Source organism: uncultured Thiohalocapsa sp. (genome assembly GCF_913063425.1).
Lineage (GTDB): Bacteria > Pseudomonadota > Gammaproteobacteria > Chromatiales > Chromatiaceae > Thiohalocapsa.
Genome location: NZ_CAJXYK010000021.1, coordinates 56,506 through 79,245, shown reverse-complemented (window position 1 = coordinate 79,245; position 22,740 = coordinate 56,506). Strand labels below are relative to the sequence as shown.

General features: G+C 69.1%; 21 protein-coding genes. 15 read left to right on the top strand and 6 right to left on the bottom strand.

Features of this window, described 5'->3' with window-relative positions; genetic code table 11:
* Positions 1 to 290: 290 nt before the first annotated feature.
* The gene (locus QZ607_RS13180) at positions 291 to 872 is read right to left on the bottom strand and encodes an ANTAR domain-containing response regulator (RefSeq protein ID WP_295883349.1); all 582 of its coding nucleotides are present in this window, start codon (positions 870 to 872) and stop codon (positions 291 to 293) included.
* Positions 873 to 1,535: 663 nt separating this feature from the next.
* Here QZ607_RS13180 and QZ607_RS13175 point away from each other — a divergent pair.
* The 5 genes from QZ607_RS13175 to QZ607_RS13155 all read left to right on the top strand — a co-directional run bounded on the left by QZ607_RS13175 (position 1,536) and on the right by QZ607_RS13155 (position 6,670).
* Entirely contained in the window at positions 1,536 to 3,596 is a 2,061-nt protein-coding gene (locus QZ607_RS13175) for an FAD-dependent oxidoreductase (protein WP_295883347.1), read from the top strand.
* A gap of 4 nt (positions 3,597 to 3,600) precedes the next feature.
* A complete protein-coding gene (locus QZ607_RS13170; protein WP_295883345.1) occupies positions 3,601 to 5,037 on the top strand; it encodes a cytochrome c3 family protein in 1,437 nt (478 codons plus the stop codon).
* A 116-nt stretch (positions 5,038 to 5,153) separates the two neighbouring features.
* Entirely contained in the window at positions 5,154 to 5,759 is a 606-nt protein-coding gene (locus QZ607_RS13165; protein ID WP_295883343.1) for a DUF3365 domain-containing protein, read from the top strand.
* On the top strand, positions 5,759 to 6,208 hold the full coding sequence (locus QZ607_RS13160; protein ID WP_295883341.1) for a c-type cytochrome: 450 nt from the start codon (positions 5,759 to 5,761) through the stop codon (positions 6,206 to 6,208). The genes QZ607_RS13165 and QZ607_RS13160 overlap by 1 nt, the downstream gene beginning before the upstream one ends.
* Before the next feature lie 42 nt (positions 6,209 to 6,250).
* Positions 6,251 to 6,670 (top strand): globin family protein, encoded by a 420-nt coding sequence (locus QZ607_RS13155; protein ID WP_295883338.1) that lies wholly within the window; start codon positions 6,251 to 6,253, stop codon positions 6,668 to 6,670.
* Positions 6,671 to 6,918: 248 nt separating this feature from the next.
* Here the strand turns inward: QZ607_RS13155 and QZ607_RS13150 are convergent, their stop codons facing one another.
* The gene (locus tag QZ607_RS13150; protein ID WP_295883337.1) at positions 6,919 to 7,785 is read right to left on the bottom strand and encodes a hypothetical protein; all 867 of its coding nucleotides are present in this window, start codon (positions 7,783 to 7,785) and stop codon (positions 6,919 to 6,921) included.
* Positions 7,786 to 8,053: 268 nt separating this feature from the next.
* Here QZ607_RS13150 and QZ607_RS13145 point away from each other — a divergent pair, with 268 nt between their 5' ends.
* A complete protein-coding gene (locus tag QZ607_RS13145) occupies positions 8,054 to 9,817 on the top strand; it encodes a SulP family inorganic anion transporter (RefSeq protein WP_295883336.1) in 1,764 nt (587 codons plus the stop codon).
* A gap of 153 nt (positions 9,818 to 9,970) precedes the next feature.
* On the opposite strand, the gene QZ607_RS13140 is transcribed toward QZ607_RS13145, so the two are convergent.
* Positions 9,971 to 10,441, bottom strand: coding sequence for a DUF2919 family protein (locus QZ607_RS13140; protein WP_295883334.1), 471 nt, complete (start codon positions 10,439 to 10,441; stop codon positions 9,971 to 9,973).
* A 335-nt stretch (positions 10,442 to 10,776) separates the two neighbouring features.
* Here QZ607_RS13140 and QZ607_RS13135 point away from each other — a divergent pair, with 335 nt between their 5' ends.
* From QZ607_RS13135 to QZ607_RS13095, 9 genes are all read left to right on the top strand, one after another.
* Complete coding sequence (locus QZ607_RS13135) at positions 10,777 to 11,895, top strand: hydrogenase small subunit (protein WP_295883333.1); 1,119 nt, start codon at positions 10,777 to 10,779, stop codon at positions 11,893 to 11,895.
* Positions 11,892 to 13,685 carry a nickel-dependent hydrogenase large subunit gene (locus QZ607_RS13130; RefSeq protein ID WP_295883331.1) on the top strand — a complete coding sequence of 598 codons (1,794 nt, stop codon included), beginning with the start codon at positions 11,892 to 11,894 and terminating at the stop codon, positions 13,683 to 13,685. Before QZ607_RS13135 ends, QZ607_RS13130 begins: the two co-directional genes overlap by 4 nt.
* Positions 13,686 to 13,866: 181 nt before the next feature.
* Positions 13,867 to 14,595 carry a Ni/Fe-hydrogenase, b-type cytochrome subunit gene (cybH, locus tag QZ607_RS13125; RefSeq protein ID WP_295883329.1) on the top strand — a complete coding sequence of 243 codons (729 nt, stop codon included), beginning with the start codon at positions 13,867 to 13,869 and terminating at the stop codon, positions 14,593 to 14,595.
* Between the two features lie 77 nt (positions 14,596 to 14,672).
* A complete protein-coding gene (locus QZ607_RS13120; RefSeq protein ID WP_295883372.1) occupies positions 14,673 to 15,347 on the top strand; it encodes a HyaD/HybD family hydrogenase maturation endopeptidase in 675 nt (224 codons plus the stop codon).
* Complete coding sequence (locus tag QZ607_RS13115) at positions 15,348 to 15,911, top strand: hypothetical protein (RefSeq protein ID WP_295883326.1); 564 nt, start codon at positions 15,348 to 15,350, stop codon at positions 15,909 to 15,911. It abuts the gene before it with no gap.
* The gene (locus QZ607_RS13110) at positions 15,911 to 16,891 is read left to right on the top strand and encodes a hydrogenase expression/formation C-terminal domain-containing protein (protein ID WP_295883323.1); all 981 of its coding nucleotides are present in this window, start codon (positions 15,911 to 15,913) and stop codon (positions 16,889 to 16,891) included. Before QZ607_RS13115 ends, QZ607_RS13110 begins: the two co-directional genes overlap by 1 nt.
* The gene (locus QZ607_RS13105) at positions 16,888 to 17,100 is read left to right on the top strand and encodes a rubredoxin (protein ID WP_295883320.1); all 213 of its coding nucleotides are present in this window, start codon (positions 16,888 to 16,890) and stop codon (positions 17,098 to 17,100) included. The genes QZ607_RS13110 and QZ607_RS13105 overlap by 4 nt, the downstream gene beginning before the upstream one ends.
* Complete coding sequence (gene hybE / locus QZ607_RS13100) at positions 17,087 to 17,662, top strand: [NiFe]-hydrogenase assembly chaperone HybE (RefSeq protein ID WP_295883316.1); 576 nt, start codon at positions 17,087 to 17,089, stop codon at positions 17,660 to 17,662. The genes QZ607_RS13105 and hybE overlap by 14 nt, the downstream gene beginning before the upstream one ends.
* A gap of 70 nt (positions 17,663 to 17,732) precedes the next feature.
* The gene (locus QZ607_RS13095; protein WP_295883313.1) at positions 17,733 to 19,217 is read left to right on the top strand and encodes a sigma-54 dependent transcriptional regulator; all 1,485 of its coding nucleotides are present in this window, start codon (positions 17,733 to 17,735) and stop codon (positions 19,215 to 19,217) included.
* Between the two features lie 9 nt (positions 19,218 to 19,226).
* Here QZ607_RS13095 and QZ607_RS13090 read toward each other — a convergent pair whose 3' ends face one another.
* The 3 genes from QZ607_RS13090 to QZ607_RS13080 form a co-directional block, all read right to left on the bottom strand.
* Positions 19,227 to 20,546: an MFS transporter gene (locus tag QZ607_RS13090; RefSeq protein ID WP_295883311.1), complete on the bottom strand. Its 1,320-nt coding sequence runs from the start codon at positions 20,544 to 20,546 to the stop codon at positions 19,227 to 19,229.
* Positions 20,547 to 20,582: 36 nt separating this feature from the next.
* Positions 20,583 to 21,002 (bottom strand): DsrE family protein, encoded by a 420-nt coding sequence (locus QZ607_RS13085; protein ID WP_295883307.1) that lies wholly within the window; start codon positions 21,000 to 21,002, stop codon positions 20,583 to 20,585.
* 245 nt (positions 21,003 to 21,247) lie between these two features.
* Complete coding sequence (locus tag QZ607_RS13080; RefSeq protein ID WP_295883304.1) at positions 21,248 to 22,666, bottom strand: PhoH family protein; 1,419 nt, start codon at positions 22,664 to 22,666, stop codon at positions 21,248 to 21,250.
* Positions 22,667 to 22,740 lie beyond the last annotated feature (74 nt).

Below are 22,740 nucleotides of genomic sequence, written 5' to 3'. Positions count from 1 at the left end.
CGCCTTTGGGTCGGCCCGGCTTTGGGCGTGTCGTGCTGCCGTTACGCACAGCCGATGCAGGACCAGTGCCAATCTGCCGTGGCGGTGCGCCGGGCTGACCCTCTCCAAGGCTAAGCGGCTGTTTCAACCGGACGTGCGTCGCGCCTGCTCCCTGCGGCGGCGGTCGATGGCCATGCGCCGGTGTCGTCTCTGGTTGCGCCGTATCGGTGCGGCGCGGGCCATCGGCGCACCATCAGTGCTCAATTAAATACTTTTTTTGTGGAATGCCCCGGGGCCGGTCCCGGCCTCCATCAGCCCTGCATCAGCTCCGAGGCGGCGATGACGCTGTCGGCGATCTCCGCAAGCTTCTTGTTGCGCCGCATGGCGAGCTTACGCATGGCCTGGTAGGCCTCGGCCTCGCTCACGCCCTGCTGCTGCATGATGAGCCCCTTGGCGCGCTCGATGAGCTTGCGCTCGGCGAGCTTGTTGCGGGTCTCGGTGAGCTCCTGCTCCAGCGCCCGGTACTGGGTGAACCTGGCCATGGCGGCCTCGACGATGGGCCGCACGCGCCGGTTCTCCAGCCCGTCCACGATGTACGCCGTCACGCCCGCTTCGATGGCCTGGCGAATGCTCTCGCCGGCGTCGTCCTGGGTGAACATGACCATGGGCCGTGGCTGGCGGGCCTGCACGCTGCGCAGGTTCTCAAGCGTGTCGCGACTCGGCGAGTCGATGTCGATGAGCACCACATCCGGTGCATGGCGGGCCACGGCGTTCAGCAGGTCGTCGTCCGGCGGCACGCAGGCGACGATGTCGAAGCCTTCGGCGGCGAGCGTCGGCCCCAGCACCTCGCGCCGGGTGGGGCGGGGGTCCACGAGCATGACGCGCATCGACATTCGGGCAGTGCTCCGGGAGCGGGCGGTGCGGCGGATGAGCCGGAACGGTGCGGGCGGGGTGGGTGCCGGCGGCGAAATCCGCTTCACGCATATTTTGGGCCAGATGGCTGCGGCGGCCCCCGGAGAAGGCGCAGGCCCGGCTGCAGCCACAGCGCCCATCGCCCATCGAGCCTGGGACATCGTCGGGCGAGGGATGGCTCGCATGCTCATGGCAGCTTGCCGGTCGGTGCCGCAGGCAGGCCCCGCACAGGTGCATCGACGCGCGCGGTGCACCATTCCAGACCGTATCGGCGCTCGCCATTGGCCGGCAATGAGCATGGGCATTCGCTAATTTTCTCAAGCGCCACCGGATCTTGATTGACGAACGTCAATTCGGGCACGGGATATGCTTGCCCTCATGGCGGGCCAACGGCGGTCCATGATGCGTTTTCCGGTTTCGCGGCGTTCGGGGCTCAAGCCCCGGCACTGCGGCACCCGCGGCAATCCGGTGCACCGAACGCCCGGCGAGGCCGAATAACCAAGCGGCTCGATGCGGAGCCGCCACCAGGCAACGGCGCCCTGACCCCTGCGTGAATAGCGCAGGGCGTCGGGCGCCGTTTTTCGTTTGTGCGACATGCAGGGGCCACATCCAGCAACGGCCCGTGCTGCGGAGGATCAGGACAGGTGCAAGCCGTCGTCGAACCCTTGCCGGAGGCCCAGCCGCCCGCCCAGCCGCCCACCCAGCCCAACGCCGTGCCCGACGTTGACGGGTTCCGGCAGACGGCGGGTGCGGACCCCGCACGGCCGGCGCCTACCATCGTGGTCGGCACCGGCCCCGTGGGCATCCGCGCCGCGCGGGAGGTGCTCGAGCGCAGCGAGCGCCCGGAGACCGAGGTCTGGCTGTTCGGCGACGAGCCGGTGCAGCCCTACAACCGTGTGGTGCTGTCGTGCTACCTCGCCGGCGAGACGGACGACATCGACCTGGCGCTGCCGGATGACCCGCGGCTCGTGACCCGCTTCGGTGTGCGGATCACGGTCATCGATCGCACGGCCGGCACGGTGACGGACTCCTTGGGCGATGTGCACCGCTACGGCCGGCTCGTGCTCGCCACGGGCTCGCAGCCGCGGGTGCCGCCCATCCCGGGGGTGGACCTGGCGGGCGTCTTCACCTTCCGCGACCTCGCCGACGCCGACCGGCTCAAGGCACGCACCATGCGCTCGCGTGCGGTGACCGTGGTCGGCGGCGGCATCCTCGGGCTCGAGACCGCCCGGGCGCTGCGCACCGCCGGCACCCAGGTGCGCGTCATCGACCACAACGCGCACGTGATGTTCAACCAGCTGGACGGCGCCGCCGGGGCGCTCCTGGGTGACTTCGTCGAAGCGCAGGACATCGAGGTCATCGCCGGCGACCGGGTGCAGCAGATCATCGGTGTAGACCAGGTCACCGGTGTGCAGCTGCACTCCGGGCGGCTCATCGACTGTGACACCGTCGTCATCGCCGCCGGCATCGTGCCGAATGTGCAGCTCGCCCGCGAGGCCGGCCTCACCGTGGCGCGCGGGGTGCGGGTGGATGACGGCATGCACTCCTCGGACCCGCGCATCTTCGCCGTCGGCGAGTGCGCGGAGCACCGCGGCGTGGTCTACGGGCTGGTGGCCCCGGGCTTCGAGCAGGCCGCCGTCGCCGGGCACAACCTGGTGGCGGCGGAGAGCCATCGCGTCGAGGCGCGCTATCCGGGCTCCGTCACCACGGCGCGGCTCAAGGTGGTGGGCTGCGAGGTGTTCAGCGCCGGCGACGTGCAGGAGTCCGAGGTCTACCGCCCGCACGCGCTGTACCGGGACGAAGACGCAGGCGTTTACCGCAAGCTCACGCTCGCCGGCAACCGGCTCATCGGCGCCATCGCCGTCGGCCCCTGGCATGAGACCAACCGGCTCCAGGAGGCCATCGTCGCCCGCCGGCGGCTCTGGCCCTGGGAGATCTCCCGCTTCGAGCGCACCGGCGTGCTCTGGTCGGACCTGGAAGACCAGAGCATCTTCGACTGGCCCGCCAATGCCGCGGTGTGCAACTGCACCGGCGTCAGCCTGGCGCAGCTTCAGGCCGCGCTGGGGCAGGGGGCCACCACTCAGGCGCTGCTGTCGGAGCGCACCAGCGCCGGCACCGTCTGCGGCTCCTGCCGGCCGCTGCTGGCGGAGCTCGCCGGCGCCGATGCACCGGACCCGGTGCCCGCCGCCGGCAGCCTGGCGGCGTTCTCGGTGCTGTCGCTGCTGCTCGGCATGGCGATCTTCCTGCTGCCCGGGCTGCCGCTCAATGCGTCGGTGCAGGACGCTTTGCGCTGGGATGCGCTCTGGCGCGAGTCGGTGTGGAAGCAGGTGACGGGCTTCTCGCTGCTCGGGCTCGCGGCGGCGGTCTCCGTGCTCGGGCTCAGGAAACGCCTGCCGACCTTCACCCTCGGCAGCTTCGATGTCTGGCGGCTGCTGCATGTGCTGCTCGGCGCTCTCGCCGTCGCCGTGCTGCTGGCGCATACGGGCCTGCGGCTCGGCAGCAACCTGAATCTGTGGCTCATGGTGAGCTTCACCGGGCTGCTCGTCGCCGGCGGCGTCGGTGGTGCCGTCATTGCGCTGGAGCACCGCTTGCCGCGGCGGGTCGCAAGGCGCACCCGCAACACGGCCGTCTGGGCGCACGTGCTGCTGGTGTGGCCGCTGCCGCTGCTGCTCGGCTTTCACATCCTCAAAGGCTATTGGTACTGAGCCCATGGCAACGCGCAACTATCCGCGCCTGTGGGCGCTGTGGATCGCCAGCACCCTGATCGGCGTAGTGATCCTGGCCAAGGTACTCGCCAACGGCGAGGACAAGCGGGTGTTCATGCCGGGGCCGCTGAGCCACGGACATCATCAGATCGAGCTCGCCTGCAACGCCTGCCACGTGGATGCCTTCGGTGGTGGCGAGGTGATGGAGGACGCCTGCGAGCGCTGCCACGGCGACCAGCGCGAGAAACCGCTGGACTCGCACCCGAAGGCCAAGTTCCGTGACCCGCGCAACGCGGACCGCATCGCCAAGCTCAATGTGATGCGCTGCGTCACCTGCCACGTGGAGCATCAGCCTGAGATGCTAAAGGGCGCCGGCTACACCCAGCCCATCGACTTCTGCTTCCACTGCCACGAGGACATCGCCGAGAACCGCCCGACCCATGCGGGCCTGGGCTTCGAGACCTGCAACAGCGCCGGCTGCCACAACTACCACAACAACCGCGCGCTCTATGAGGACTGGCTGCTGCGCCACCAGGACGAGCCGGACCTGCTGCCGGTGGCCGACCGTGGCCTGCCCGGGCGCGACTTTGGCGACGTGCTGGACCAGCTGATGGACTATCCGCGCAAGGCGTACCCCGTGGCGGCGCTGAGCCTTGCCGATGCCGATGCACCGGACGCCGCCCGCAGCGACGCGATCAACCGGGATTGGCTGGAGACCAGCCATGCCGCCGCCGGCGTCAACTGCTCCGCCTGCCACCAGCCGCCGGGCGACGACAGCGAGCCCGGCGCCTGGACCGACAAGCCCGATCACCAGGCCTGCGCCGGCTGCCACGGCGCCGAGGTGGACGGCTTTACCCGCGGCCTGCACGGCATGCGTCAGGCCGACGCGGTGGGCGAGGTGGTGAAGCGCCCGCTCGAGCGCATGACCCCTGCGGATGCCCGGCTGCCCATGCAGCCGGACGCGAAGCACAGCGCACTCAACTGCACCAGCTGCCACGGCGCGCACCGCTTCGATACCGCCGCAGCCTCTGTGGATGCCTGCCTGGGGTGCCACGCCGACGAGCACAGCATCGCCTATGTCGGCTCGCCCCATCACCGCCTGTGGCAGCAGGAGCAGGCAGGGGAGCTGCCCGCCGGCAGCGGCGTCTCCTGCGCCACCTGTCACATGCCGCGGGTGGAGTTCGAGCCCAACGCCTGGATGGAGCGCATCCTGGTGCAGCACAACCAGAGCGCCACGCTGCGCCCGAACGAGAAGATGATCCGCCCCGCCTGCCAGCACTGCCACGGGCTCGGCTTTTCCATCGACGCCCTGGCGGACCCGGCGCTCATTGCCAACAACTTCCGGGGCCGGCCCGCAGTGCACATCGAGAGCATTGATATGGCCAAGGCCAACGAGGCCCGTGCCCAGGCGGAGCTTCAGGCCGAGCTTGAGGCGCGATAACGCCGCGAGTCTTCCGCGGCCCCGGGCAGACCCGGCGCCGCACTGGACCCAGGGGCCGAGTGCCCAGCAGGACGCATTCGACCGAGCCAACCATCCTCTAAGGGGAGCCGAACGCCATGAAGACCCTGCACAAGCTGAGCCTCACTGCCGCCGTCGCCGCCGTTGCCGCCGGCACCTTCGCCGTCGCCGACATGCCGGAGGAAGCCGCGGAGCCGAGTATCACCCCGCGCGCCATGGCCGATGCGCTGCATCTGGTGATGGACTCCGACCGCACCGTCTACACCCGCAAGATCGTCAACCGCCTCGCCGCCAAGGACAAGGTCATCACCGCGAGCGAGCATTACGACGACGAGAAGGCCCTGGTGCTGCCGGCGCAGATGTTCCGCTACGGCTCGGAAATGGTCGCCGAGCGTGCTGAGGAGAAGCCGGACGTCAACTTCAGCTATTCACTGCAATCGCTCTGGCCCGTCAACAAGCAGAATGCGCCGCGCACCGACGCCGAGAAGGAAGGCCTCCAGTACGTCGCCGATCACAAGGGCGAGAACTACTACACCGTGGAAACCCTGGGCGACATCAAGTACTTCACCGCCGTGTATCCGGACGTTGCCGTCGCACCGGTCTGCGTGTCCTGCCACAACGAGCACAAGGACTCGCCGAAGCGTGACTTCGAGATCGGCGACGTCATGGGCGGTGTGGTGATCCGCATCCCCATGGAAGGCTGATGAGCGCCGGCGCCGCACGCCGGTGCCTGCTGGCCCTGCTCGCCGCCGCGCCCGCGGCGGCGGCCGCCGGTACCGAAGACCGCTACCCGGAGTTTGCCGACGAGCACCTGACCGCCGGCCGGGTCATCTGGGTGGAGAACTGCATGACCTGCCACGGCTACGGCATCGCCGGCGCACCGGACCCGAACAAGGCCAAGGCCTGGGCCTATCGCCTGGAGAAGCCCCGCGAGACGCTCTACGACCACGCCCTGAACGGCTTCTTCGGCCCGGACGGCACCATGATGCCGGCCCGCGGCGGCAATGAGGACCTGTCCGACGCCGAGGTCAAGCTCGCCGTGGACTACATGGCGGCGGTGGCGCAACGCGCGAACGACCTTGCCGACGAACAGGCCCAGTCCGAAGCCGAGACCGACGCCGTCGCCGAATCCAGGCTCGACCCCCGACCCTAGACATCGCGGCCAAGCCGCAACCGCAAGCGAGAGGAAAACGCCATGTCCCCCGACACCATCACCCACGTCCAGGCCTCCTGGGAGAAGGTCAAGCCCATCTCGGACCAGGCCGCGCAGCTGTTCTACGGCCGCCTGTTCGAGGTGTACCCCGAGGTCAAGCCCATGTTCAAGGGCGACATGCAGGCCCAGGGTCGCAAGCTCATGGCCATGATCAACACCGCCGTCAATGCGCTCAACAATCTCGACGCCGTGGTCCAGCCGGTGAAGGACATGGGCGCCCGCCACGCCGGCTATGGTGTGAGCGAGGGCGACTACGACAAGGTCGCCGACGCGCTGCTCTGGACCCTGGAGAAGGGCCTGGGCGATGACTTCACGCCGGAGGTGAAGGGCGCCTGGGTCGAGGTCTACACCGTCCTCGCCGACACCATGAAGGCTGGCGCCGCCGAGCAGAAGGCAGCCTGACGGCACTGCCGACCTGCAGTCGGCCCCTGGGGCCGCCGACTTCCAGTCGGCCCCTGGGGCCGCCGACTTCCAGTCGGCCGCGCCCGCCCCCCCGGCCCGCTGCCCGCAATCTGCACTTTGCGAAGCGTAAGCCTGAGAGCAGTTGACACGCCGTTTGTTTGACCGGGCGCTGTCACGCCGCCTGCGCAGCAGCGAGCGGCGCCGGCGGCGGGCCGAGTGAAACTCGGCGGCCCCAGGGGTTGTTCGTCTCAATCCGCCGCTGCGGCGCAGCCTGCGAGGAACTCCGCCACCTGCGCGGGATCCGGGTGCGGGAAATGATGCCCGTCGCTCTCCGTTGTCCCCTCCGGTACGGAGATCACATCGATGCGCCCGCCCAGGGCCCGGTAGCGCTCGACGAGCAGCAGGGTGTTCTCCGCCGGCGGCACCACGGCATCGTTCAGGGAGATGACGTTCAGCAGCGGAATGTCCGCTTCCGCCAGCGGCGCCAGGCGGTCGATGGGGTTGCCGTCATAGCGCAGCGCCTCGCGCCGGCTGAGTCCATAGACCTTGCGCAGCCGCGTCCAGTCGGCGGGCGCGCCCTTGCCCGCACCGCGGCCCGCGGGCCAGCTCTTGAAGTCCAGCACCGGCGTATCTGCGTAGATGCAGGCCACCCGCTCCGGGTGGCGCGCCGCCCAGGTGTAGGCGAAGAGTCCGCCACGGCTCACGGCCACCAGGCCCGGTTTCGGTGCCAGGCAGTGGCGCCCCGTCAGCTGGGCGTAGAAGGCATCCCAAAGGGCCTGCGCCTCCGGGCCGCCGTACAGATGGACACCATCCACATGGGCGACGTGGAAGCCGCGCTCCAGCAGCATCAGATCCGGCGCCGTCTGGTGGTTGGGGAAGCGCGCCCGCCAGATCCAGGGCCTGTCGGGCAGGGGCTCAGATGGCAGCACCACATGCGCCTTACGGCCCTGAAAGCGGAAATCCACGCGCTCGAAGCCATGCCATTCGCTGGTCTCGCCGGTGAAGTCCGCGCAGGCGGACTCGGCGCCCGCGTGCGGCGCGGACAGCAGCAGGAGCCAGGGCAGTACGAACAGGGCGCGGCAAAGACATGGCCGGGAACTGGGGTGGGGCAGCATGGTATGGCAACTCCGATGATGGCGCGGGGCCGGACGGTCCGTGTGCCGAGCGAGTGTGGGAATATGGTGCGTCCTCGGCCGACGCAAATGGGCGGCAGGCAGTGCGCCGCGGGAGGCGTGATCGGGGACCGGTTTTCCGCAGCCCAGACGCCCGCCGGTGCGCTTTCTCGGGACCGCACCGCGGCCGGCCCGGCATGCTGCGCCTGCGCATCGCGGGCTGGTATGCTGGCCCGTGTGTGCTGAGTCGGTCCCTGAGTTTCCGCGCACCATGACACCGCCGACCGGTTTTTCCTGGCTGTACCCGTTCGCGGCATGGCTGCCGGGGGTCACGCGCTCTGACCTGAAGGCCGACCTGCTCGCGGCGCTGACCGGTGCCATCGTCGTGCTGCCGCAGGGCGTGGCCTTTGCGACCATCGCCGGCATGCCGCCGGAGTACGGGCTCTATGCCGGCATGGTGCCGGCCATCGTTGCGGCCCTGTTCGGCTCCTCCAGGCACCTTGTCTCCGGCCCCACGACGGCCGCGTCAGTGGTGCTGTTCTCCTCCCTGTCGCTGCTGGCGGTGCCCGGCACGCCGGACTATGTGACGCTCGCGCTAACGCTCACTTTCATGGTCGGCGTGCTGGAGCTGGCGCTCGGGCTGGCGCGCATGGGCGTGCTGGTCAATTTCATTTCCCACTCCGTGGTGGTGGGCTTCACGGCCGGCGCCGCAGTGCTGATCGCCGCAAAGCAGATTCAACACTTCTTCGGCGTGCCCATGGAAAGTGGCGGGCACGTGCACGACATCCTGATCCGCTTCGGCGGGCATGCGGCGGAGATCAATCCGTTCGCCACCGCGGTGGCGGTGGTGACGCTCGCGGCCGGCATTCTGGTCAGGCGCTTTGTGCCCGTAGTGCCCTACATGCTGGCGGCCATGCTGGCGGGAGGGCTCTCCGCGGTGGGGCTGGATGCGCTCTTTGGTCCGGACGTTATGCAGATCGCGACCGTGGGGGCGCTGCCGGCGAGTTTGCCGCCGCTGTCGGCCCCCGCGCTGACCCTGGACCACATCCGTGTGCTGGCGCCGGCGGCGCTGGCGGTGACACTGTTCGCGCTGACGGAGGCGGTGTCCATCGGCCGCGCGCTGGGCGCGCGCGGCGGCTACCGCATCGACGGCAACCAGGAGCTCATCGGCCAGGGCCTGTCGAACATCGCCGGTGCCTTCTTTTCGGGCTATGTCGCCACCGGCTCCTTCAACCGCAGCGCCGTCAACTACGAGGCCGGCGCGCGGACGCCTCTGGCGGCGGTGTTTGCCGGGGTGCTGCTGATGCTGGTGGTGCTGTTCGTGGCGCCGCTGGCGACCTTCCTGCCCAAGCCCACCATGGCCGCCGTACTCTTCCTGGTGGCCTGGGGGCTCATCGACCGTGCGGAGATCCGGCACATCATCAGGGCCTCGCGACGCGAGACCGCCGTGCTGGCGGTCACCTTCTTCTCTGCGCTGCTCCTGGATCTGGAGTTCGCCATCTTCGCCGGTGTGCTGCTCTCCCTCGTGCTGTACCTGGAGCGCACCTCCAAGCCCCGACTGGTGACCCTGGCGCCGAATGCGCGCTTGCCGAAGCGCGCCTTCACCCGCGATCCCGCGACGCCGCAGTGTCCGCAGCTGCGTTTCCTGCGCATCGACGGCTCCCTCTTCTTCGGCGCCGTACCGCACCTGGAAAGCTACCTGGCCCGATTGCGTGAGACGCATCCGGCGCAGAAGCACCTCGCCATCATCGCCGACGGCATCAACTTCGTGGACCTCCAGGGCGCCGAGGCCCTGGCCCGGGAGGCCGAGCTGCGGCGCGCCGAAGGCGGCGGTCTCTATCTGATCAACGCCAAGCTGGGGCTGAGAGAGGCGCTGGAGCGCTGCGGCTGTCTCGACACCGATGATGAGCACAATGTGTTTCAGTCCAAGGAAGCCGCCATCCACACCATCTTCCAGAAACTCGACGAGTCCGTCTGCGCCCGGTGTGAGGCGCGCATCTTCCGCGAGTGCGAGGCGTTGCCGCCGCCGGGGTAAGCTGCCAAGGCTGCGCGCCGGGCGCTTGTGCATGCGGAGGGCTGTTCGAGATGGCGCCCGGCCGGTCTGCCCATACAGGCGAGCATGCCACCAGCCAAGGTCCATCGGCGTGCCGCGCGCCACGCCTGGCCTCGCAGTGCGCGGCGCTCGCCGCTATCCCCGTGCCGGAAACTCCCTGAACACATCCCGCACCAGCACTGAGCGCCACAGGTAGGTGATAACGGCGAGGTTGAGCAGGGCGGAGGTCAGCACTGCCTCGTCTACGGCGTTGATGAGCGACCGGCCGGAGGTGGCGATGTGGATGCCGAGCAGCGCGAGGTAGAGCAGGGCGGACGCCGTCAGCAGCGCTCGCCCGTGGGGCCAGAGGCGGCGCATCCAGCCGGGTGCCCGCGGTCGGCGGCGGGCGGCGACGATGGCCACGGGCAGGGCCAGCAGGTCCGCTGCGAGATAGGCGGGGCGGATCAGGTCCCGCAGCGCCGTGATCTCCTCGCCCGTGGTGGGCAGGAAGGTGATGCCGAGCAGCAGGGCATGCCGGAGCAGGAAGGCGAGCACCAGCCACAGGGTGAGCGGTACCTTGAGGGTCAGGTACTCGTCGTAGCGGCTTGGGTCGTGGCGCAGCTGCATGGACGGTCATCTGCGGTCCGGTGGCCGGTACTGGGAGAGGTGTCTGCGCGCGGGTTTCCCTGTCCGGTTCACAAGGATTGCGGGCCGCCCGCTGCCACCGACCTGTGTGGGTATTGTCTTTCCGAAATCGTTCTCACGCTGCAAAGCCGCTTTGCACCGCGGCATTGATGCAGCGCAACAAAGCATTCCTAAGCCCTTGGGCAGGCTGAGATACGCGAAGCTGGCCCGGTCCGTGCTGAGCCTTGGCGCAACAAGAACTTGCGCGCCGAGCTGCATCGGGCGGGCTCCGACCCGCCGCGGGCGCGCCCCACCGCCAACCGGGGACCATCCTGCCTATGCCCACGTCCACCCCCGAGACCTTCTACGAGGTCATGCGCCGCCAGGGAATCACCCGGCGGAGCTTCGTGAAATTCTGCTCGCTGACGGCGACGGCCCTGGGGCTGGCGCCGGGCTTCGCGGGCAAGATTGCGCACGCCATGGAGACCAAGCCGCGCACGCCGGTGCTCTGGCTGCATGGCCTCGAGTGCACCTGCTGCTCGGAGTCCTTCATCCGCAGCGCCCACCCGTTGGTGTCGGACGTGGTGCTGTCCATGATCTCGCTGGACTATGACGACCTGATCATGGCCTCCGCCGGCCACCAGGCGGAGGCGATCCTGGAAGAGATCACGCACAAGTACAAGGGCAACTACATCCTGGCGGTGGAGGGCAATCCGCCGCTCAACCAGGAGGGCATGAGCTGCATCATCGGCGGGCGGCCCTTCGTGGATCAGCTGCGCGAGGTGGCCAAGGACTGTAAAGCGATCATCTCCTGGGGCAGCTGTGCCTCCTGGGGCTGCGTGCAGGCAGCGCGGCCGAACCCGACGCAGGCGACGCCCATCCACAAGGTCATCCACGACAAGCCCATCATCAAGGTGCCGGGCTGCCCGCCCATTGCGGAGGTGATGACCGGGGTGCTCACCTACATGCTCACCTTCGAGCGCATCCCGGAGCTGGACCGCCAGGGCCGCCCGACCATGTTCTACGGTCAGCGCATCCACGACAAGTGCTACCGCCGGCCGCATTTCGACGCTGGTCAGTTCGTGGAAAGCTGGGACGACGAGGCCGCGCGCAAGGGCTACTGCCTGTACAAGGTCGGCTGCAAGGGGCCGACCACCTACAACGCCTGCTCCACGGTGCGCTGGAACAACGGCGTGTCCTTCCCGATCCAGTCCGGCCATGGCTGCATCGGCTGCTCCGAGGACGGCTTCTGGGACAAGGGCAGCTTCTATCAGCACACCACGGACACCCATGTCTTCGGCATCGAGGCGAACGCGGACAAGGTGGGGCTCGGGGCGGTGGGGGCAGTGGGTGCCGCCATCGGTGCGCATGCCGCCTACAGCGCCATCCACAAGGCCAGGCAGAAGCGCCCGGAGACGGCGGACGCAGCGACCGACAACGCAGGTGAGCAGGCATGAGTGTGACCACGACCCCAAACGGCTTTCAGCTCGACAACTCAGGCCGCCGCGTCGTCGTCGACCCGGTCACCCGCATCGAAGGCCACATGCGCTGCGAGGTGAACCTGGACGAGAACAACGTCATCCGCAATGCCGTCTCCACCGGCACCATGTGGCGCGGCCTGGAGGTGATCCTGCGCGGTCGCGACCCACGCGATGCCTGGGCGTTCACCGAGCGCATCTGCGGTGTCTGCACCGGCACCCATGCGCTCTCCAGCGTGCGGGCGGTGGAGGACGCACTCGGCATCGAGATCCCGGAGAACGCCAATGCCATCCGCAACGTCATGCAGCTGACGCTGCAGGCGCATGACCACCTGGTGCACTTCTATCATCTGCACGCGCTGGACTGGGTGGACGTGGTCTCGGCGCTGAAGGCGGACCCGAAGATCACCTCGGCGCTGGCCCAGTCCATCAGCGACTGGCCCATGTCGTCACCGGGCTATTTCCGGGATATCCAGACGCGCCTCAAGCGCTTCGTGGAGTCCGGCCAGCTCGGCCCCTTCATGAACGGCTATTGGGGCAACCCGGCCTACAAGCTGCCGCCGGAGGTCAATCTGATGGCCGTGGCGCATTACCTGGAGGCGCTCGATTTTCAGAAGGAGATCGTCAAGATCCATACCATCTATGGCGGCAAGAACCCGCACCCGAACTGGCTGGTGGGCGGTATGCCCTGCGCCATCAACGTGGACGGCGTGGGCGCGGTGGGTGCGGTGAACATGGAGCGGCTGAATCTGGTCAGCGCCATTATCGACCGGACCATCGCCTTCATCGACCAGGTGTACATTCCGGACCTCATTGCCATCGCGCGCTTCTACAAGGACTGGACCTATGGCGGGGGGCTGTCGGGCTCATCCGTGCTCTCCTACGGCGACATCCCCGACCACGCCAATGACAGCTCGGCCGATAACCTGCTGCTGCCGCGGGGCGCCATCGTCGGCGGCGATCTGACCAAGGTGCACGCGGTGGACGTGCGTGACCCGGAGGAGATCCAGGAATTCGTCGACCATGCCTGGTTTCGCTACGCCGACGAGTCAAGGGGCCTGCACCCCTGGGACGGCGTGACGGACCCGAGCTATGTGCTGGGACCGAACGCGAAGGGCACGTCCACCCACATCGAGGCCGTGGACGAGACGGCCAAATATTCCTGGATCAAGGCCCCACGCTGGAAGGGCCATGCGATGGAGGTGGGCCCGCTGGCCCGCTGGGTCATCGGCTATGCCCAGGGTCGGCCGGACTTCAAGGAGCCGGTGGACAAGCTCTTGAGCGACCTGGAGCTGCCCATCGACGCGCTCTTCTCGACCCTCGGGCGCACCGCCGCCCGCGGGCTGGAGGCGAGCTGGGCGGCGCACAAGATGCGGTATTTCCAGGACAAGCTGGTGGCCAACATCAAGGCCGGCGACACCGCCACCGCCAATGTCGAGAAGTGGGAGCCGCACACCTGGCCGAAGCATGCCAAGGGCGTCGGCACCAGCGAGGCGCCCCGCGGCGCGCTCGGGCATTGGATCGTCATCGAGAACGGCAGGATCGACAACTACCAGGCCGTGGTGCCCACCACCTGGAACGGCTCGCCCCGGGACCCGGCGGGCAACATCGGCGCCTTCGAGGCGGCGCTCATGAACACGCCGGTGGCCAAGGCCGACGAGCCGCTGGAGATTCTGCGCACCCTGCACAGCTTCGACCCCTGTCTCGCGTGCTCGACGCATGTGATGGGGCCGGATGGGGGGGAGATGGCGCGGGTGAAGGTGCGCTGACAAAGTTTGCGTTGTGAAACGGCGTAGGTCGGGCCGAGGTCGGGAGGCCCGATGCCCGGCGCATGATGGGCGCATGTCGGGTTTCGCTGTCGCTCAGCCCGACCGACGACGCTGACCGCACCCCGAACGGGTCTGCATTTCCGGCCGCGCGAACGCCAATAGACACTGAAGCCGATAACCCATGAGCACCACCACCGAAGAACTGCTGCGCGAAAAGCGCCGCCGCGATATCCCGGTACGGCGGCGCACCGCCGTTTACGTCTACCAGGCGCCGCTCAGGATCTGGCACTGGGTCAACGCCCTGTCCATCACGATCCTGGCCATCACCGGCTGGCTCATTGCCAATCCGCTGCCCACCATGCCCGGGGAGGCGAGCGACCATTTCGTGATGGGCTACATTCGCTTTTTCCATTTCGCGGCGGCCTATGTGTTCGCGGCGGCCTTCATCTTCCGGCTGTATTGGGCCTTCGCCGGCAACAGCTACGCAAAGCAGCTGTTTACGCTGCCGTTCTGGCGCAAGGGCTTTTGGGAAGAGCTCTGGCACGAGGTGCGCTGGTATGCCTTCCAGGAAACGGAGCCGCGCAAATACTACGGCCACAACCCGTTGGCCCACCTGTTCATGGTGGTCATCATCACCGTCGGCGGCATCGTCATGATGGTGACGGGCTTTGCGCTCTATGCCGAGCAGACGGGGCTCGGCAGCTGGCAGGACCAGCTCTTCGGCTGGCTCATCCCGCTGGTGGGGCAGAGCCAGGACGTGCGCATCTGGCACCACTGGGGCATGTGGGTCATCGTCGTCTTCGTGATGCTGCACGTGTACACCGCCATCCGCGAGGACGTCATGTCCCGCCAAAGCCTGATCAGCACCATGATCAGCGGTTGGCGGATGTTCAAGGATGACAGGCCGTGACCGGCAGCGGCGAGGTGCGAGGGGTGAGGGGCGAGGACGCGGCGGCGGTGCGGACCGGAGCGGCTCCTGCGCCGCGGGTGCTGGTGCTCGGCATCGGCAATATCCTGTGGGCCGATGAGGGCTTCGGGGTGCGTTGCGTCGAGGCGCTGGCCGCGCGGCATCGCTTTGCCGACAACGTCACCCTGCTGGACGGCGGCACCCAGGGACTTTACCTGGTGGACCAGGTGCGCGCCGCCGACGTGCTGGTGGTCTTCGACGCCGTGGACTACGGGCTGCCGCCGGGAACCTTGAAGCGCGTCCTGGGCGATGCCGTGCCGAGCTTCCTCGGCGCCAAGAAAATGAGTCTGCACCAGACGGGCTTTCAGGAGGTGCTGGCGCTGGCGGATCTGCTGGGCGGTGCCCCCGCGCAGCTGCTGCTCATCGGCGTGCAGCCCGAGGCGCTGGAGGACTTCGGCGGCAGCCTGCGGCCCTGCGTGAAGGCACAGATCGAGCCCGCCGTCGCGCTGGCGCTTCAGTATCTCGCCGGCCTCGGTGTCCAGCCGTTGCCCGGCGCGGGCGAGGACCGCCCGGGCGCGTCCGCCGCCGAAGCCGCCGAGCAGCGGCCGCATCCGGCGCTGGATCTCGGCGCCTACGAGGCCGGCCGCCCGCCGCCGGAGATCGCCTGCCGTGACGGCGACGCCCGGGTGCTGGCGCGGCTGGTGACGCGTGATGCGGCCGCCAGTCGACAGGGCGCCGGCGGGGAGGGGGGCTGAATGTGCATCGCCACACCCATGCAGGTGCTCGCGGCCGACGGCAACCGGGCGCTGTGCGTCGGCGCAGTCGACCGGCACGACAACAACAGCAGCCACCACGGAGGTTCTTCCGACGCCATGACCGCACCACCCATTGCCGCCCTCATCGAAACCCACCGCCTGCCGCTGCTGCAGATGGAAGACCTGGCGTTTTTCCTTCGCCCGAAGCGACACAACCTGCTCTTCCTCGCCGGTGACCCGGTGAAGTATCCGGAGGCGCTGGACGTCGCCGTCGTGCTGCCGCAGCTGCTGCGGGCATTCCCCGGGCGCCTGCACGCGGCCATTGTGGCGCCCGAGGCGGAGCGCGAGCTGCATGCCCGCTTCGGCTGCCGGCGCTGGCCGGCGCTGGTGCTGCTGCGCGGTGACGCCTATGTCGGCAGCATCGAGCGCATGCGCGACTGGGATGACTACCTGCGCGAGCTGCAGTACCTGCTGGAGGCCGCACCGAGCCGCCCGCCCGGCATCGGCATCCCGGTGGCCGACGCAACGCTGGATGCCGCGCACGCAGCGGGAGGGTGCCGCTGATGCAGGACGGCAACGATCCTTTGGCCCGGCCGATCCCACCCGGGGCCGTGGGCCCCGGCAGCCAGCCGAGCGGGCCCGACGGCGCCGAGCTCACTTACCTCGCCATGCCGGGCGCCATGCACACCTACCGGCAGCCGGTGTTGCCGGAGCCCGAGGACGCGGCGGCGTGCGCTGCCGGCCTCGCCGCGCTGCGCACGCTGCAGCTGCACCTGTCTCATCACCGCGTGGGTGCACTGCCGCAGGTGATCGACCTCGGCAGCCTGCCCGCCGCGGACCGCCGGCTGGTGGTGGACAGCCTGGGCGAGGGCGAGGTCAGCATCCGCTGTCGGGCGGCGGACGCGACGGTGCTTGCGACCGGCTCCCTGTCTGCCGAATCCATGGCGGACGTGGAGGCCCAGGAGACCCGCCTCGCCGGTGTCTGGCGGGTGCGCGCCGGCGTTGGCGACGGCCCCGGCCGGGACGTGCTGGAAGTGGCCGATGTGCCGGGCTTCGTGCGCGCGCATGCCTTCGTCGCCGCCGGCGAGGACCTGGTGCTCCCGGAGCCGCTGCCGGCGGGTGTCATGAACGCCCCCGGTGTGCTGGCGGAGCTGCTGGAGCAGGTGCGGGGCCGGGCGGATCAGGGTGCCCACCGGGCGCCCGGTGGGGCGCAGACGCAGGCCGACGCCGCGGCTGTATCGCCGCATGTCGTCAACCTCACGCTGCTGCCGCAGAGCGAGCAGGATCTCGCCCTGCTCGGCGACCTGCTGGGCCGCGGCCCGGTCAGTATGCTCTCCCGCGGCTACGGCAATTGCCGGGTGACGGCGACTGCGCTGCGGGAGGTCTGGTGGGTGCAGTATTTCAACAGCGACGACACGCTGATCCTGAACACCCTGGAGGTGACCCCGGTCCCCGCGGCGGTGCTCGCCGCGCAGGAGGACCTGGCGGACAGCGCGGCGCGCCTTGCCGAGATTCTGGCGGCGCTGACGGAGGCAGCGGCATGAGCGCAGACCACGACGAAACGACCTCGGCCGAGGCAGCGCACGGCGTCACGGCGCAGATGGAGTGCCGTATCTGCTGGCATGTCTACGATCCGGCGGACGGCGACGAGCTGGGACAGGTTCCGCCGGGCACGCCCTTCGCCGACCTCCCGGACGACTGGCGCTGCCCCAACTGCGATGCAGCCCGGGAGATGTTCCTTGTCCGCCACTGAGCGCGCCACGGACAGCGCAGACGCGTCGCAGACCGCGGACCGGCTCGCGTCCGCTTTCCAGGCCATTCATCGTGAGCGCATGGCGGGCCTGCCCATCCTGCACCCGGCGCTCGGCGTCGCCGTGGTGGACGGCCGCTGCTGGCAGGGGCATTGGCTCGGGGTGCTGGTGACGCCCTGGTGCATGAATCTGGTGCTGGTGCCGGCGCTCGGGTCGAGGCTCGCACAGGCGCCGGAGGGGGCCGTGGAGGTGCTGGACTTTCCGGCGGGCGCCTTCGAATTCACCGTCTCCGTCCTCGATGGCTTAGGCAGCATCGCCGCCTGCTCCCTGTTCTCGCCTATGCAGCTGTTCGCGGATCAGCCGGCGGCGGAGGCCACGGCCGCCGCGGTGATGGCGGGCCTGTTCGAGCCCGAGGCGGAGCAAGCCGCCGGGGGCGCGACAGCGGAAGATCGAGCCACGCAAGATCGCCCGCCGCCGGTATCCACTTCAGCGCTCCCTACTCCGGCGCCGCGCGCCGGCCTGAGCCGCCGCGACCTGCTGCGCGGCAGCTTTCGCGGGCGCTGACGGTTGCCCGAGCCCGTCCCGAGTAAGGTCCTGTGGGGAACCATTGGGCAGGCGGCGGAGTCTGCGGAGCATGGCCGCGACGCCCACACCCCTCGCCCAAACGCCGTCCACCGTGCTGGTGGTGGAGCCGGAAGGCGCCCATGCGGCCTCCCTGGCGAGCCCGCTTGAGCGTCATTTCCCGCTGCGCCGGGCCGGCAGCGCCGCCGCCGCGCAGGCGGCGCTCGCCGCCGGCGGCGTGCAGGTGGTGGTGGCGGACCAGCGTCTGCCCGACGGCAGTGGTCTGGACCTGTTGGCGGCGGTGCGGGAGCGCTGGCCGGACCTGCTGCGCATCCTGGTGACGGGCAACGGCGAGCCGGCCGCCGCCGGCATCGCCCGCGGCGGCCTGTTTCAATACCTGACCCGGCCCTACCATCCGGACAACCTGCTGCTGACGGTCACCAACGCCTGCCGCTTCTCGCGCCTGCGCCGCGAGCACGAGCGTCTGCTCGCGCAGCGCCATCCGGGCGCCGTGCATACGGCGGACTTGAGTCCGGACCCCTGGGACCGGCGCCAGCGCAACTGGTGTCTGGACGCCATCGTGCGCGGGCCGGACAGCCCGTTGGAGTCCATCTGCGACCAGCTTGCGCGCATCGCCCCCTACGACATCCCGGTGCTGCTCACCGGCGAGTCGGGCACCGGCAAGGAGCTCTTCGCCCGCGCCCTGCACGAGAGCAGCCTGCGCGCCATGCAGCCCTTCGTGGCCGAGAACTGCGGTGCGCTGCCGGACCAGCTGCTGGAAAGCGAGCTGTTCGGCCACCGCAAGGGCGCCTTCACCGGCGCCATCGCCGACCACGTGGGGCTGTTCGAGCAGGCGGACGGCGGGACCGTGTTCCTGGATGAGATCGGCGACGTGTCGCCGGCCTTCCAGGTGAAGCTCCTGCGGGTGCTGCAGGAGGGCGAGATCCGCCCCCTGGGCAGTGAGCAGCGCCGGCGGGTGGACGTGCGCGTCGTCGCCGCCACCAACAAGGATCTGGAGGACGCCATGCTTTCCGGCAGCTTCCGCAGCGACCTCTATTACCGCATTGCGGGCATCACCCTGCATCTGCCGCCGCTGCGCCGGCGCCCGGGCGACCTGGGGCCCGTCTGCGAGCGGCTGCTGCGCGATGCCGCCCGCGCGTTCGGGACGGCCCTGCAGCACTTGTCGCCGGAGGCGCTGGCGATGCTCGAGCGCTATCACTGGCCCGGCAACGTCCGCGAGCTGCGCAGCGAGCTCCAGCGCATGGTGGTCCTGAGTGACGGCGGGCCCACCCTCGGCCCGCAGCTGCTGAGTGCCAAGGTCCTGGGCCGCGCCGCGCTGCCGGACGCCGCGCCGGCGGGTGCCGGCTCGCTGAAGGAGCGGGTGGAGGCGCTGGAGGCCGGTATCCTGTCCGAGACCCTGACCCGCTGCGGCTGGAACAAGAGCCGGGCGGCGGCGGAGCTGGGGCTCTCCCGTGTGGGCTTGCGCAACAAGCTCGCGCGCTACGGCCTCGACCTCACAGAGGGCGATGCCGCGGCGGCTGTCAGCGACGACCGCTAGGGATGCTGTTCAGCCGCCGGCGACGGCGGTTGCAGTGAGTGGCCGTGGCGCCGCCCGCAGCCGCACATAGAGGCTTGCGAAGAACAGCAGCACATTGATGCTGCCCACTACCACGAAGGGTGCTCGCGGGTCGACCGCGTCGAACAGCCGTCCGCCCACCGCGGTGATGATGAGGATGCCGACGGCGCCCGAGATGTTGAAGGCGCCGAGCACGGAACCGCGCTGGCTCTGCGGGGCTTCCTGGCCGATCAGCGACTGTGCGGCCAGGAAGACGCTGATCTGGCCGATGCCCTGAAGGATGAAGAACACCAGGCGATAGTCGCCGTAGGGATCATCGAGCAGCATAAGGGCAAGGTTGCCGACGGCCGCCAGCACCATGCAGATGGCAAGCCCGGTGACGCGATCCATGCGGTCGAGGATCGGCCCCATCACCGGCGCCCAGAGCAGCGCCGCGATCTGCGCGATGACGAAGATGAGGGTGCCGTTCATCACGGCCTCGGCATTGTCCATGCCGGCGGCGCGCCCGGCCAGGGTGCCCCAGAGGATCAGGAAGGCGGCGTTGATGGATTGATCGCCGCGGGCAACGAAGGCCGCGGCATAGGCGAGCAGGACCCGGGGGTTGCGCGCCTGCGCGAAGCCGCTGAGGAACAGCGTCCGCACCGTCGGGCGCGCCTCATGGTGCACGGGAACCCCAGCCTGAAGCCCGAAGCGCACCGCCAGCGCCCCCACAACACACATTCCGGCCACGCCGAAATGGGTCAGCATGCCGGCCTCCACCGCGCCGAAACCGCGCAGCGTGAGTAGGTCCGGCAGCGAGCCGAAGCCCTGGTTCATGACCACCACGCCGAGCCCGCTCAGCACGCCCACCATGGCCACCAGCTTGCCGCGGGAGCGCTCGATGGGGTAGTCCACCAGCACCGTGGACAGCGCCCCCGCCACCGCAACCACGCCAAGGGCGTAAATCACCCGGAAGGCGAACAGCCATTCCACGGAGGGGGCCAGCGGATAGACCAGGTAGGTGGCGCCGAGCATCAGAAAGCCGAACGCGAACACGCCGCGGCGGCTGATGCGGTCGATCAGCACACCGGCGGGTATGAACAGCAGCAGCGTGATGACCTCGGTCAACAGGACCAGGTCACCGGTGATGGTGCCCTGGACGGCCTCCGAGACGCCGAGATGGGCGTTCAGGATGTAGGTCTGACCAGCGGTGATGAAGGTCATCAAGCCGATGGACAGGAAGGCCGATAACAGAAAGGTGTACCCGTTCCAGCGGCTGACGCCGGCCGCGAGCACGACAGGGCCGATTCTGTATTGGGTCGCAGCGTGCATGGTGACCTTCCGCCGGGACGGATAACGTGGCTGCGATCAGGGGCGAATGTATGCGTAGCCCTGGCCCTGAAGCTCCGTGATGCGGGTGACGCCGCCCTTCTCAGCGATCTCGAAGCCGGGCAGCAGCTCATCGGGGGCGAGGCCCAGCGCCTCCAGGGTGTTGGCGCAGGCCTCGAAGGTGACGCCCTGCTCCTGGAGCGCGGCGATGCCGTTGCGCACCCGGTCCACGGCCTCGATGTCGTTGAACTGCTTGACCGCCGGACCGTGGGAGACGAGCACGATCTCGATGTTCTCGCCGCCGCCGACGCCGGCGATGTGGTTCTCGATGTTATTGAGCGCGAAGCTGACCTTGTTCTCGTCGGAGACGTGGTAGACGACCTTGGGCTTGTCGCCGGCGAGGGCCAGGGCCGGCGCCAGGACAAGGGCGAGCAGCAGGCTCGGCAGCATGATGCGCATGGGGGCACTCCTCTTCTGATTGTCGGATGATGGCATCCGGATCGATGGTCGGATGCGGTCGCCGGCGCGGGCGCCGCGAGCCTGGGGGTGGATTATGGGGGCTCGCGGGCGGACGTGCAGCAATGCCTTGCCGATGATGCTGCGTGCGGCGATTCACGGCCGCCCGCCGCCGGCGGATGCTGGCGGTTCCGCAGGTCCGGTGGGAGCCCCTGCGGTGGGACGGCCAAGGCCGCAGGCGCCCGTCGTCAGAGGCTGTCCGAGGCGAAGTCTGCGAGCCGCGAGCGCTCGCCGCGGATCAGCGTGATGTGGCCGCTGTGCTGCCAGTCCTTGAACCGGTCCACCACATAGGTGAGGCCGGAGGTGGTCTCGGTGAGGTAGGGCGTGTCGATCTGCGCGATGTTGCCGAGGCAGACGATTTTCGTTCCCGGCCCGGCGCGGGTGATGAGCGTCTTCATCTGCTTGGCCGTGAGGTTCTGCGCCTCGTCCAGGATGATGTACTTGTGCAGGAAGGTGCGACCCCGCATGAAGTTGAGCGACTGGATGCGCACCCGCGAGCGCAGCAGGTCGTTGGTGGCGGCGCGGCCCCAGTCGCCGCCCTCCGTCTGGGTCAGCACCTCCATGTTGTCCATCAGCGCGCCCATCCAGGGCGTCATCTTCTCTTCCTCGGTGCCGGGCAGGAAGCCGATGTCCTCGCCCACGGGCACCGTCACCCGGGTCATGATGATCTCGCGGTAGATGTTGCGGTCCAGCACTTGGGCCAGGCCCGCGGCGAGCGCCAGCAGCGTCTTGCCGGTGCCGGCGGTGCCGAGCAGGGTGACGAAGTCGAGCTCCGGATCCATGAGCATGTTGAGCGCAAAGTTCTGCTCGCGGTTGCGCGCCGAGATGCCCCAGACGTTGTGGCGCGGCACCCGGTAGTCGTCCACCAGCTCGATGATGGCCTCGGTCTCGCCGCGGCGCTTGCGCACCATGGCCTCGAAGGCATCGTCCTGCTCCATGTAGAGACATTGGCTCGGGTACCACTCCGCCACGTCCGGGCCCTGGATGCGGTAGTAGGTGCGGCCCTCTTCCTGCCAGGAGTCCACCTCCTTTGCGTGGTGCTCCCAGAAATCGTCGGCGAGCGCCGCCATGCCCGTGTAGAGCAGGTCGACGTCGTCCAGCACGCGGTCGTTGGAATAGTCCTCCGCCGGCAGGCCCAGCACCGCGGCCTTGATGCGCAGGTTGATGTCCTTGGAGACGATGACCACGGTGCGCTCGGCACGGCGCTGCTGCAGGGTCTGTGCCGTGGCCAGGATCTCGTTGTCCGCCGTGGTGCCGGGCAGCACGGTGTCGAAGTGCTGCGACAGGGGCTCGGTCTGGAAGAACAGCCGGCCCGCCGGCGGCTCGGTGACGCCGGAGCCGTATTCGCCGAATGGCTGGATGGGCAGCCCGGCATCGATCTCGTCCTTGTCCGCGTCCTGCATAAGCTGATCCAGGAAGCGGCTCACCTGGCGCACGTTGCGGGCGACCTCCGAGACGCCCTTCTTCGCCGCATCCAGCTCTTCCAGCACGACCATGGGCAGGAAGATGTCGTGCTCTTTGAAGCGGAAGATCGCCGTGGGGTCGTGCATCAGCACGTTGGTGTCCAGGACGAAGAGGCAGGGCTTGTCGTTCTCGCGCTTGATCATGGGCGGCGGCGGCCGCGCCTTGGCTGCGGCGGGGTTACGGGGCGGACGCCTGCTCGGCGTCGGCCCGGGGTGGG